Raw genomic sequence first — 13,154 nt, forward strand, 5'->3', positions numbered from 1 at the left:
CCCACCCCGGAAACTACAGACACGGCGGAAACTACCGAAACTGAGGAAACCTCAGCAATTCGTCAAGAAGCCAGACTGGTAGTATTAGGAAACTCTCAATTTGCGACTGATGGCTGGCTTGAGCAACAACTCAATAGGGATATATTTGTGAATACTATTGTTTGGCTGAGTCAACCAGACCAAGAAGTGTTATCTATCGGGGTTAAACCGGTTACCAGTCGTCGGATTTTGATGACTCCCCCATTAGGTCGATTGTTAAGTTGGATGGCGTTAGTGATTTTCCCGCTAATTGGATTTGCTGTATCAGCTTTCCTCTGGTGGCGGCGACGATAAGATAGCATTTCTTTGGAGGTTTAGTTATGAAATTGCAGCAATCAACCCGGATTTTAATGATTATTGCTTTGGTATTAGCGGGTGGTGTTTATGTGGTGGAAATTCGCGGAAAGTCTCAACAGCAACAAGTCCAAGCTAGACAAGATCGGATTTTTGATATTTCTCAAGATGAGATCCAATCTCTGATTATAGAAACAGGCGATCGCACTTTAAAAATTGAACGGGTTGGGGAAGATGAAACTGATGCAATCACCCCTTGGAAAATGCTTGAACCTATGGAATATCCCGCTAATATTGCTAGGGTGAATGCCGTTTTAAATCAACTGGTAAATACCCAGAGGATTGCATCGAATCCTAACTCCGGTATTAGTAAATTAACCATTTCTAAATCACAATTAGAGGATTATGGATTGGTTGATCCTCAAGAGTCGATCCAAATTCAACTACGAGATGAAACTACTCATCGCCTGGTTTTGGGTAAGTCGGATTTTAGTGGTGATGCAATTTATGCAATGACCAATCCTCCCGAAACTTTACCCGAAAATATCTCGATTTTAGTGATTTCTAAGACCGCGCGAGATGCTATTAGTCACCCCCTAGATGAGTGGATTATGGCTAGAGATGCGGAAGATTTATTATCCCCAGAAACTCCAGAAACTCCCACCGAAACTCCCACCGAAATGGAGACAGAAGAAGTTGACACTCCAGAAACATAAAATCACTAGCCAACTAGATTAACTGTATTCAATTAATTATGGTGATTAGATAGGTTGGTAATTAGATTGGTTAAACCGAGATTAGGGTTTTCTAGGAGTTGATCCAATTCAGCGATCGCCATTTCAGCGCGTTGAGTGTTTAAAATCATTTTGCGGGTAACTTCGTCTTCTTTATGAGCGATATCTTTCAGGTTATTAATATGAACTTTAAAATGACTAGAAACATTATTCATTTGTTGACTTAAATCAAGAGTTTGTTTAACCAGTCGATTCATTTCTAGGTTAATTTTACTTAAAACTGTTTGATTAGTCGAACTTTGTTGATAAGTTAAAACCGAAGCCTGTACCGAGAGATATCGGACTTTTTGGACAATTTCCGCCATAATTGTCGAAGCGGAATTAATAGTTTCCAAATCCCTAGAAATATTTTTAATCACTGACTCTAAATCTTCCGAATTTTTATGAATAGAATTAGCGCCGATAAAAATTGCATGAAATTCGCGATGACTTTCCTTAGAAACCAGCCGACCAGTCTGGACAATTTCTTGATAAATTTTGAGGATTTTTTGATAATGTTGATTAATGGCATTTTCCCTTTCTATAAAACGACTTTGATATAGCTTTTTCATAATATTTTTCTCAATATTGAGATTATGATTCGCCTCATTAATCCGTTGTTTTTCCTGATTTAACAGATTAAAATACTTCTGTTTCGTCTGTTCTTGCTGTTGAAGGATTTGACGAGATTTTTGTAAAATTACTGTTTGGGATTGACACAGAATCCGAAAATCTATCAACCCAAATTCATGGTCACTCCAGATAATCACAATCGGTTCATAAATCAGATTGACAGACCGATTCATCGCCAGTTGTACCGCTTCATTAATGAGAGTATCTGATGACAACATCAGGGGAGGAATCCGGGTAAAATCTAAAATTTTCTGAATCGGATTGTTGCTGTAAATTTCCTCCCAATTAGGTAAATGTATTTTTGCTAAAAATTTGCTGCGAGAAATCATCCCGATCAATTCGGAATCGTCGATAATTAATACCCCTGGTAGTTCGGGATTTTGGTAGAGTTCTTTCGCTACAATGTCGGCTCTAGTTACCCAACTAACCTGATAATTATGGCATGGTAGGTCGGCGATAGTTGAGTTAAGAGTGAGGGGTAATTGCTGAGTCATAAGGTTATATTTTTTAGACAAATACAATCAAACCATGTCCCAGCGGTCATCGCTATGGGAGATAGGCTTAATGGTTGAGGTCAAAAAAGTAGATCACCCTACCAGAGAATATGATAGCCACTACCACAAAAATATTAAAATAATCTGGCAACAAGTTTGACCCTGAAAACGCCTACATCAGCCACATGGAGAGACCAAAACCCTGAATCGAACCCTGATCGGAGGCGCTATAAATGAGATAGAGTGGTTTGGTGCTATCTTTAAGAGTGTACAGCAAAAGTCTGTGTTTGGTTAAATCTGTGCGATCGCTATATTTACTAAGCCTGTGGATGATTCCCTAAATAAGCAACTGGAAAGAGAGCGACTTTTAAATCAAGTGACGACCCAGATTCGCCAGAGTCTTGACCTGTCGGTGATTTTGTCAACTGCAGTCCAACAGTTGCGGGAATTTTTGCAGGTTGATCGCCTGGTGATTTATCAGTTAAACAGCTATCAGGTCCAGACTGGTGATCATACTAAAGACCTATCTCCTGATGTAGATGAACCTGACCTAAATACCGAAATTCCCGTCCCTCAAGCCGATCGCCATGATCAGATTCATGGAAGTATTACCTATGAGGCTAAATCTTCCGATGCGATCGCCTCACTCCTAGACTGGGAAGAAGCCGATCGCTGCTTTGCTCAAGTTCCCGAATATCAACAATACTATCAAAAATCTATCATCCACTGCATCCCCAATATCAAACTCTACTATCAATCATCCCCCGAATTGTATTCAATTTTACAACAAAAGCAGGTGACGGCGCAACTGGTGGCTCCAATTTTAGTACAAAAACAGCTTTGGGGTATATTAATTGCTCATCAGTGTTTTAGCGATCGTCAATGGAAAGAAAGCGAGCAAAAATTTATTAGTAAAATCACTCAACATCTATCGATCGCTATCTATCAAGCCCAACTATACGCCCAAGTTCAGCAACAAAAACAAACCTTAGAAAGACGGGTGAAAGAACGCACCCAAGCGCTTCATGATGCCCTCTTAGCCGCTCAATGTGCCAACCGTGCTAAAAGTGAATTTTTAGCCACTATGAGTCATGAATTACGAACACCCTTAACCCATGTAATTGGGATTTCATCGACTTTATTAAGGTTATATAGTCAGCCGGATAATTTTCCAGCCCTACCCCTAGAAAAGCAAAAACATTATCTGCAAACTATTCACGATAGCGGCGAAAATTTACTGGCTTTGATTAATGATATTCTCGATTTGTCCCAAGTTGAATCCGGTAAAACCGTCCTAAAATTCAGCGAATTTTCCCTACAAAAACTCGCTCAACAATGTTTACATACTTTGCGAGATTTTGCTAAAGAAAAAGGAGTTAATGTCAACTTACAAATTAAGGTTGATCAAGACCTTTTTCGGGCAGACTATCGCCGGGTTAGACAAATTTTGCTCAACCTATTAAGCAATGCTATTAAGTTTACGCCTAAAGGTGGTCGCGTTACCCTCACAGTTTCCCGGAAAGACAAAACGGCTATCTTTCAAGTTAAAGATACTGGTATCGGCATTTCTAAGGAACAACAATCCCTATTATTTGAGAAGTTTCAACAATTAGATTCTCCCTACCGTCGCCAATATGGTGGGACGGGTTTAGGGTTGGCTTTGACTAAGCAATTGGTAGAGTTGCATGGGGGTAGCATTCAGTTTGAATCGGAAGTTGGCTTAGGTACTAAATTTACAGTCTACATCCCTATTCAACCTTTAATTAACAAAAGTAGTTCTAATTACAAAACCTCCCTACCTTCTATGTATACAGATACTCCTCAAGGTAGATTAGTCTTGATTGAAGATGATGAGGAAACTGCTACTTTAATCTGTGAATTACTCACAGCGGCTGGTTATCAAGTGGTATGGTTAATGGATGGTTTAACGGCTTTGGCAACTATTCAACTTCTCAAACCAGATGCAATTTTCATAGATTTACATATTTCTGGACAAGATGGTTATGATATTGTTCGTCATCTTAGGGAAGATGCCACTACCCAAAAAATTAAAATTGTTGCCCTTACTACCAACAGCGATGAACAGGAACAATCCTTACAATTCGGGGTTGATAAATGTTTGAATAAACCTATATTACCTAATCAACTACTTAATCAAGTTGAATCGTTAAACTTGGGGATGGGGACAAAGAATTATGATTAAATTGACTCAATAGATGTTATAATTTGATGAGGATGATTGGTATCTAAAAAATATCTATGTTAACCCTTCCGTCTGGCTTAATTGTATCTTGTCAAGCCCCCGTTGACTCTCCGTTACATGATCCGGAAATTATTGCAGCGATCGCCAAAACAGCAGTTAAACGGGGGGCGGTAGGGGTGCGAATTGATACCCCCGCCCATATCACGGCGGTGCGAAAACAGGTCGCTCAACCAATTATCGGGTTATGGAAACGACAATTTCCGGGGTTTTCTGTTTATATTACACCTCGGTTTGAAGAGGCGGCGGCGATCGCTCAAGCTGGGGCTGATATTATTGCTATTGATGCGACTTTAAGAAACCGCCCAGACGGGGAAACTGTGGCATCTTTAATCGCCCAAATTCATCAAAAATTAGGTAAACCAGTGATGGCTGATATAGATACTTTAGCCGCAGCCATAGCAGCCGTTGAAGCGGGGGCGGACTGTGTGGGAACCACTCTCTATGGCTACACAGAGGCGACTCAACACCTGTCACCCCCAGGTTTTGAACTTCTTAGTCAATTGGTTAAACAGCTTGATTGTCCGGTGATTTGCGAGGGGGGTATTAGTTCCCCCACTTTAGCTAAACAGGCGATCGCTTTAGGCGCTAATGCGATCGTCGTCGGTACGGCTATCACTGGTATTGATTACCTAGTACAGGGATTTCAAGAAGCTACTACTAATTCCTGATTTCTGGGAATCTCATAACTCATAAAATCATAGGCCATTTTGGTATGGGGAAAAATTGCCCTAGCTTCCTTTAACAAATCCTCCAAAACTATATCATTTCCCGGTGCATAGCGGGGGCTAAAATGCGTCATTAATAGAGTTTTGACTCCCGCAGCCAAAGCCACCTGCGCCGCCATTGTAGACGTAGAATGCAGTCGCTGAAATGCCATATCAGCATCAAGATGAGAAAATGTAGCCTCGTGTATGAGAACATCTGCACCTGTGGATAATTCGATCGCCCCCTCACACAAGACAGTATCCGTACAATAAACCAATTTACGGCCGATTTCCGGTTTTCCACAAAGAGCAGAACCGTTAATTTGACGACCATCTGGAAGGGTGACAATTTCCCCATTTTTCAGTTTACCATAAATCGGTCCGGGTGGAATCCCCAAGGCTTGAGCTTTTTCCACATAAAAACGTCCGGGGCGATCCTTTTCTTCGATCCGATATCCAAAGGCGGGAACTCGATGTTTGAGAGGTCCACAACGGACAATATATTCCTCGTCTTCGTAAATTATTCCAGGTTTAACGCGATGGACTTTTACCGGATAAGAAAAGTGGGTTTGAGAATAGCGAGTGCAGGATTTTAAGTAATCTTCTAATTCTGGGGGTCCGTAGATATCTATGCGGTTAGCATTTCCGGCTAAACCACAGGTAGCTAGTAATCCCATTAAACCAAAAATGTGATCACCGTGCATATGTGTGATAAAAATACGACTCAGTTGGCTGACTTTTAATTCACTACGCAAAAACTGATGTTGGGTTCCTTCTCCGCAGTCAAATAACCAAAGTTCTGCCCTTTGGGGAAGACGTAGGGCGATACTAGAAACATTTCGCGATCGCGTGGGAACTCCTGAACTTGTGCCTAAAAATGTAATCTGCAAAATGGCTACTCCTTTGATTTTACTATGGCGATTTTAGTTAATGTTCATCCTGTCAAAATATCACGCTTTACCCACCAAATTAGACACAATTTTAGCCGAACTGATCACCCCTGGAATCCCCGCGCCCGGATGAGTACCCGCCCCGACAAAATACAAATTAGGGATATCTTCACTGACATTATGGGGACGAAACCAAGCGGACTGCATTAAGGTAGGTTCTAGGGAAAATGCACTTCCTAAATAGCTGTTAAGGGTATTTTGAAAATGCAGCGGATCTATATAATTTTCGGTGACAATATGTTGGGATAAATTGGGCATATATTGATTTTCTAAAAATTGAATTAGGCGATCGCGATAAGGTTTTGCCATGATTTTCCAGTCCGTATCTCCTGCTAAATTAGGAACCGGAGATAGCACATACCAACAATCACAACCCGATGGCGCTAAGGATGGGTCAGTCGCCGTAGGACGGTGTAAATACAGAGCAAAATCTGATGATAGGTGTTTTCGCCTAAACAAATCATCCATTAATTCTCGATAATTTGGTCCCATGATAATTTCATGGTGTGCCATATTATTATAACGTCTATTGGTACCAAAGTAAACTACAAATAGAGAAATTGAATGGCGCAGGCTTTTAATTTGGCGATCGCTATATTTTCTCCTAAATTTGGGTGAGATTAAATTGAGATAAGTAAACGCCACATCACCATTACTCACTACCGCCTCAGCTTCCCACATTTCCTGACTCTTCAAAATCACCCCCTTAGCTTTTCTGGTAGCCTCATCAATCACAATTTCCTCAACTTCCGCATTGACACATAAAACCCCCCCTATCTCCTCAAAAAGTCGCACCAAAGCCGCCACCAAAGCACCCGTCCCCCCCATCGCAAACCAAATCCCAAAAACCTGTTCAAGTTTATGAATCATGGCATAAATCGATGTACTATTAAAAGGATTTCCACCAATCAATAAAGGATGAAAACTAAACACCTGGCGCAACCGTTCATCCTGTATATATTGATTCACAAATCCCGCCACAGATTTATAGGATTGAAGTTGTATCATGGCGGGCGCAACTTTCAGCATATCCCTAAATTTATGAAAAGGTTTAGTCATCAAAGGCAATCCTTTACTAAAGACTAAATCCGCCGCCCGACAGAATCTTTGATATCCCTGTACATCCCCAGGATTAAACTCTCGAATTTGCTCGATAAGTTGCTCGTAGTTATCATTATAGTTAAACACTGAACCATCAGGAAATCTGACCCGATAAAAAGGGTCTAGTTTGACTAATTGTACATAATCCGACATGGAGCGATCGGCTAAAGTAAATAAATCCTCAATTAATCCAGGAGCGGTAATAATGGTGGGACCGCCATCAAAGGTAAAACCATCCTGCTGATAGCAATAAGCCCGCCCTCCCGGTTTATCTCGCTTCTCCACAATAGTTACTTGATGACCTAAAGCCTGCAACCGAATCCCCGCAGCCAATCCACCCAATCCACTGCCAATAATGATAATATTCATGATTTTAGTTAATCGCACTGAATAGTTACTATAATATCTGAAAATATGTAATAATAAACAAGTGCTAAATAGAGACCTTTACAAATACCTGAGCCTAATGGTTCCCCATTAAGTTAACTTAAAGAGGGCGATCGCCCTTGGTGATCCGTCCCCACAATTGGAGCCTGAGCCGACATAATTAGGTAAGCAGATAGGAAATCAAACCCTTATCGAAATTAGCGGCTTCTCCAGACGGAAAAGTTAAAACCCAACTTGTCTGTATTCAGCGTCATTTGTCAGAACATCGATGAGTAGATTCTATAGTCTCCGGTTCACCGCCCAAATTTTAGCCCTGTTACCGATTGTACTTATGACTGGATGTTCCCAGTCTCAACAGTCGGCACACAACCAAGTATCGGAAAAAGCGATCGCCGCCCAGGTGTCTGAATCAGAATCAGTCCCCAATGCGATCGCCCAATCAGCCAATCAAATTATATCCAAATCCAATCACTGCGTCGAAACCAACCCCTTTGATGAATCAGTGCGTTTTGCTCTGAGAGCCTCCAATTTAGCCCAAAACGCCCGTAGCAAGGAAGATTGGGACGAAGTAGCCCGTCAATGGGTGCAAGCCGTAGCATGGATGCAAGCCGTCCCTCCCCGCAGTCCCCGGCGCAGCTTTGCCGAGAGAAAAGTAGTAGAGTATATGCGTAACCTGACCTACTCCCAACAACAAGCCGCCAGAAGCAGGTCAGTAAGTGCTTTTCCCAGTTTTGACAGCGAACTTTTCGATCGCCAATTAGAACTATATCTATCCTATTTAAGCACCGTTGGTACGCCAGACATTTTAATTGTCGGCAGTTCCCGCGCCCTTCAGGGAGTCGATCCTAGTCAAATGCAGCGTTCCCTAGCCGCTAGAGGCTACGGAAACCTAAGAATTTTCAACTTTGGCATCAATGGGGCTACAGCCCAGTTAGTAAACTATTTAATTAGGGAAATCTTACCCCCAGAGCATTTACCTCCGATGATTCTGTGGGCTGACGGAGTGCGAGCCTTTAATAGTGGTCGTTTTGATCGCACCTTTGCAGCAGTTTTAGCATCTGCGGGACATCAACGCATAGGTTCTGGTATCCGCCCCCAACTAGCCCAAGCACAACCTTACCCAACCACCTGTCACGAGTTCCCAGCACTTTGTGTGGCGAGGGGGTCAAAATTCAATTTTTACCAAGCAAAGCCGGATATCACCTTAGAGCCGATCATGGCGGACTCATCAGCAGACTGGGAACTAACAGATTTAGTCTATCGCCCTGGACAACAGCCCTTTAATCTGACTCCCATATCTCTTGATAACATTGATGCTCAAGGATTCCTACCCCTAAGCGATCGCTATAATCCCCAGACCTATTATCAACGTCGCCCTTATGTCTCTGGTCGTTATGACGGAGACTATCAATCATTTAACCTACAGGGGGTACAAGCCAGAGCCTTTGATTCTGTCGTCGCCTTTACTCGCGGGCGCAATATTTCCCTAGTCTTGGTTAACCTTCCCCTGACCCAAGGCTATTTAGACTCTGTGCGCTGGTCTGCTGAACGTCAATTCCAGGATCGGATGACATACCTTTCCCGACAGCAGGGGTTCCTGTTTATTGACCTCTCCCAAAGGGCTCTCACCCAATACCATTATTTTGTAGACCCTAGCCACCTCAACCGTTACGGCGCGAGGGCTGTCTCTCAAAAATTAGTCGCTGAACCCTCTATTCCCTGGCCCAGGAGGAACTGAGCGCTCCGTAGCCCAGCCCTGTGCGGTGAATTGACCCACCCCACCAGTAGTTTTTTTGGCAATGATTGTAACGAAATATTACAAGTTTGACGTTATAGCAGCATAACCGCTTGACATCTGAAAAAAGACCGGCTATCTTGTCATACATACCCGGGTACACAAGTTCACTGTCCTATGCAAAGCAAGCAAAAGGTAACACTCTATATTCCACCTCAACTGCATCGCCAACTCAAAATCAAGGCAGCAGTTGAATCGGAACCCATGTCCGCTCTAGCTGAAAAAGCTCTTGTCTTCTATCTCACCCACCCAGAAATCGTAGATGAGTTAGAAGGACTACACGGACATAGCCACAAGGTTTATGCCTGTCCCGAGTGTGCCAGTTCCGTGGTCATAGACCAAGGCGAATTGGTATCACTCAAGAACCAACCCACTGTACTGTCGGACGAAGAAATTTCGGTTACGCAAGTGCGAGAAGTGGGTTCAACCACTGCCCACACAGGAGAAGAAGAACTCGTTCCCTGTTGAGGAAGTCAAAAAACCTAGCTTCGATGATAGTGCGATGTCGTGCTCACAATCGGATATGGGGAAACACCATTAGTAAACGTTGTACCGTCTCTACCCTGGATCGAGGACTATGCAAGAAGAACTTAGTATCCTAATTGAAGCTCGATATCCTCTGATCTACCTCGTGACTTTCGAGGAGGAGCGGTCTGAGCAGGCGATCGCCACCATTGCACAGAACTCGAAGCGCCAGCGGGAAGTATACGTTTGGACAGTAACGAGGGGACTGACCCAATACAGCGGGGAGCAAGCCCGTAACACAGTACAGTCTAACACCGTATCACCGCAAGCCGCGATCGAATGGGTAATTCGGCACAGAGAACCAAATGCTAGTGGCAGTATTTACATCTTTAAGGACTTGCACCCCTTTAAGGATTCCCCAGAGGTAACCCGGTGTTTACGCGATGCGATCGCTAACTTCAAAAACACAAACAAGACAATCATCTTGATGTCTCCAGTGCAAGAAGTACCCATCGAGCTAGAAAAAGAAGTAGTGGTTCTTGACTTCCCCCTACCGGACATGACAGAACTCAATCAGGTACTGTCCGCCCAACTTGAGCAAAGCCGTTCTAAGCGCATCAACACCGAAACCAGGGAAAAACTCTTGAAGGCTACCCTAGGTTTAACAAAAGATGAAGCTGAGAAAGTGTACCGCAAAGCCCATGTAACGGCAGGTAGGCTGACTGATAAAGAGGTTGAAATTGTTCTGTCTGAGAAAAAACAACTCATTCGGCGCAATGGCATCCTAGAGTTCATAGATGTTGATGAAACCATTGATGCCGTTGGGGGCTTAGAAGAGCTAAAACACTGGTTACAGCAGCGTTCTAATGCCTTTACCGAACGAGCCCGAGAGTATGGTCTACCCCAACCCAAAGGGATGCTAATTTTGGGAATTCCCGGTTGTGGAAAATCCCTGATAGCTAAAACTACATCTAGGCTGTGGGGTTTACCCCTGTTGCGATTAGATATGGGTCGGGTCTATGATGGCTCCATGGTAGGGCGATCGGAAGCCAACCTTCGTAACGCCCTCAAAACGGCAGAATCGATTTCTCCAGCCATCCTATTCATCGATGAATTAGACAAATCCTTTGCCGGAGGGAGTGGCTCTGCTGATTCAGACGGTGGCACATCTAGCCGCATCTTTGGTTCTTTCCTAACCTGGATGCAAGAGAAACAATCCCCCGTGTTCGTGATGGCAACCGCCAACCGAGTCGAAAGGCTTCCCGGTGAGTTCCTCAGAAAAGGACGATTTGACGAAATCTTTTTTGTAGACTTACCCACCAAGGAAGAACGACAAGCTATTTTTCAGATTCACCTCTCCAAACGTCGCTCAGATATTGATCGCTTTGATATCGATCAGCTCTCTACCATATCTGAGGGCTTCTCAGGAGCGGAAATTGAGCAAGCCCTAATCGCTGCCATGTATGAGGCATTTGCTCAGGATCGCGAGTTTACGCAGCTCGACATCATCGCCGCCATTAAGGCAACCCTACCGCTGTCCAAAACTATGAAGGAACAGGTCACAGCGCTACGAGACTGGGCCAGACAGCGGGCGCGACCGGCTGCGTCCTCCGTCGCTGAATATCAGCGCATGGAGTTCTAACAGGCTTTCTCCTGGTCCAAACAGGAGTAAAGGCTAGCACATTCGCTAGCAGTTTCTATCACAATCGTCTTTGCATCCCACGAAGAGCGATTAAAGTTCAAATCAAAACCGTTGTTGTTTCGTTTTTAGTTCCACTAGGAGGATACCTAAATGTCTCACTTTAGCACACTGCGTACCAAGATCACCGATGCCGAAATCCTGAAATCTTCTCTGCGTGATCTGGGTATCTCTGTGAATTCCAACGCTGACGTTCGCGGTTACAACGGCCAGCGCGTCCGTGCCGACTTGGTTGCCGTCCTTGATGGCGAGTATGACCTGGGTTGGTCTCGCAATAGCGATGGAAGCTACGATTTGATCGCTGACCTGTGGGGTGTTGCTAAAAAACACAACCAAACTGAGTTGATCAACTCTATTAATCAAAAATACGCCGTTAACAAGACTTTGGCTGATGTTAAGCAGCGTGGTCTCCAAGGCGCAAACGTCAAACTGGTTGTTCAAAAATAGAATCTCTGAGCGTTCCCAAGCTGGCGGGTTAACCATTATGACGGGTTAACCCGTTTTTTGTGTGGCTAGTTAATTTAACCATGGAAACGGCCCTGACCATGCTACCATCTTGGTTTTGGGCGGGTTTATTAACATCAACGGGGTGATTCTCCCATTGACTTGATGGCTTGATAATTAGGCATTAGTGGGGGAACTAGCTGAGTTATTACCCGCCCAGGGGATTAACCCGGAGGCATTATCAAGGCGGGTTAATACAGCCTGTTCAGAAATCATTTGATCACCTCTCAAAGTCCCTCTCCCTCTCTGGGATCCAGATTTAGGGTGAGGGCAATCTATTAAGCGACTGGTGAACAAGCTGTAAGTCAACTTGAATAGGGAAAAGGGAGTATTTGAGCAGTTGAAAACGGTTTTATTTTGGGATATTGACGGGACACTTTTAAACACTAAAGGGGCGGGGAGAGCGGCGATGGAAGCAGCGATCGCAGATCTAATAGGCGATCGCACGGATTTGTCAGCTTTGAATATGGCGGGATTGACAGATTGGGATATTTGCAGCAGGATTTTAGAAAAGTGCAATCTTGAACCGACGGCGGAAAATATCGAACAACTTGAGAAACTCTACATTAAACATCTCCCCGAAATGTTGCTGCGATGTCGGGGATATGTGTTGGCGGGAGTGCGGGAAATTTTGGAGAATTTGCAACAGCGCACCGATGTTTTATCTTTGGTTTTAACGGGAAATATGGAAGCCGGGGGAAGGGCTAAATTGGCTCACTATGGTCTGGATTCATACTTCCCCCTAGGCGCGTTTTCCAGGCGATCGCGCGAGCGGGTGGAAATTGCACAACGGGCTATGATTTTAGCCGAGCAACAGTTAGGAAAACTCACGCCGGATCGATTATATGTTATTGGTGATACGCCCCATGATGTGCGCTGCGGTCAAGCGATTGGGGCGAGGGCGATCGCGATCGCTTCAGGACACCATCGCGCTGAAGAGTTGAGAGCATGATTTAATCTCAAATTAGGTTAATATTTTAGGGCAATATGGTATAAGAAGCGAGAAGAGTTGAGGATAAACCTATTGCCAGATATGTCAAACCCAAGGAAGCT

General features: G+C 43.9%; 11 protein-coding genes and 1 pseudogene. 9 read left to right on the forward strand and 3 right to left on the reverse strand.

Annotated elements, in window-relative coordinates; genetic code table 11:
- Window positions 1-333 (forward strand): annotated as a pseudogene (locus P5683_RS10025) (ABC transporter); the annotation flags it as partial.
- A 26-nt stretch (window positions 334-359) separates the two neighbouring features.
- Window positions 360-1,049, forward strand: coding sequence for a DUF4340 domain-containing protein (locus P5683_RS10030; RefSeq protein WP_006669376.1), 690 nt, complete (start codon window positions 360-362; stop codon window positions 1,047-1,049).
- 32 nt (window positions 1,050-1,081) lie between these two features.
- Here the strand turns inward: P5683_RS10030 and P5683_RS10035 are convergent, their stop codons facing one another.
- Complete coding sequence (locus P5683_RS10035) at window positions 1,082-2,233, reverse strand: hypothetical protein (protein ID WP_006669377.1); 1,152 nt, start codon at window positions 2,231-2,233, stop codon at window positions 1,082-1,084.
- A 325-nt stretch (window positions 2,234-2,558) separates the two neighbouring features.
- On the opposite strand from P5683_RS10035, the gene P5683_RS10040 reads away from it, so the two are divergent.
- Complete coding sequence (locus P5683_RS10040) at window positions 2,559-4,436, forward strand: GAF domain-containing hybrid sensor histidine kinase/response regulator (RefSeq protein WP_046320810.1); 1,878 nt, start codon at window positions 2,559-2,561, stop codon at window positions 4,434-4,436.
- Window positions 4,437-4,492: 56 nt separating this feature from the next.
- On the forward strand, window positions 4,493-5,164 hold the full coding sequence (locus tag P5683_RS10045) for an N-acetylmannosamine-6-phosphate 2-epimerase (protein WP_006669379.1): 672 nt from the start codon (window positions 4,493-4,495) through the stop codon (window positions 5,162-5,164).
- Here the strand turns inward: P5683_RS10045 and P5683_RS10050 are convergent.
- Window positions 5,140-6,090: a ribonuclease Z gene (locus tag P5683_RS10050; protein ID WP_006669380.1), complete on the reverse strand. Its 951-nt coding sequence runs from the start codon at window positions 6,088-6,090 to the stop codon at window positions 5,140-5,142. The genes P5683_RS10045 and P5683_RS10050 overlap by 25 nt on opposite strands.
- A gap of 60 nt (window positions 6,091-6,150) precedes the next feature.
- Window positions 6,151-7,620, reverse strand: a complete 1,470-nt coding sequence (locus P5683_RS10055) for a phytoene desaturase (RefSeq protein WP_046320813.1) — start codon at window positions 7,618-7,620, stop codon at window positions 6,151-6,153.
- A gap of 286 nt (window positions 7,621-7,906) precedes the next feature.
- On the opposite strand from P5683_RS10055, the gene P5683_RS10060 reads away from it, so the two are divergent.
- From P5683_RS10060 to P5683_RS10080, 5 genes are all read left to right on the forward strand, one after another.
- The gene (locus P5683_RS10060) at window positions 7,907-9,376 is read left to right on the forward strand and encodes a hypothetical protein (protein ID WP_187758494.1); all 1,470 of its coding nucleotides are present in this window, start codon (window positions 7,907-7,909) and stop codon (window positions 9,374-9,376) included.
- Between the two features lie 174 nt (window positions 9,377-9,550).
- Entirely contained in the window at window positions 9,551-9,901 is a 351-nt protein-coding gene (locus P5683_RS10065; protein WP_006624065.1) for a hypothetical protein, read from the forward strand.
- A gap of 109 nt (window positions 9,902-10,010) precedes the next feature.
- A complete protein-coding gene (locus P5683_RS10070; protein ID WP_006669383.1) occupies window positions 10,011-11,540 on the forward strand; it encodes an AAA family ATPase in 1,530 nt (509 codons plus the stop codon).
- A 150-nt stretch (window positions 11,541-11,690) separates the two neighbouring features.
- Window positions 11,691-12,044, forward strand: coding sequence for a DUF1257 domain-containing protein (locus P5683_RS10075; protein WP_006617969.1), 354 nt, complete (start codon window positions 11,691-11,693; stop codon window positions 12,042-12,044).
- 367 nt (window positions 12,045-12,411) lie between these two features.
- Window positions 12,412-13,053 carry an HAD hydrolase-like protein gene (locus tag P5683_RS10080; protein ID WP_315639804.1) on the forward strand — a complete coding sequence of 214 codons (642 nt, stop codon included), beginning with the start codon at window positions 12,412-12,414 and terminating at the stop codon, window positions 13,051-13,053.
- Window positions 13,054-13,154 lie beyond the last annotated feature (101 nt).

It is taken from the genome of Limnospira sp. PMC 1279.21, assembly GCF_032349615.1.
Lineage (GTDB): Bacteria > Cyanobacteriota > Cyanobacteriia > Cyanobacteriales > Microcoleaceae > Limnospira > Limnospira fusiformis.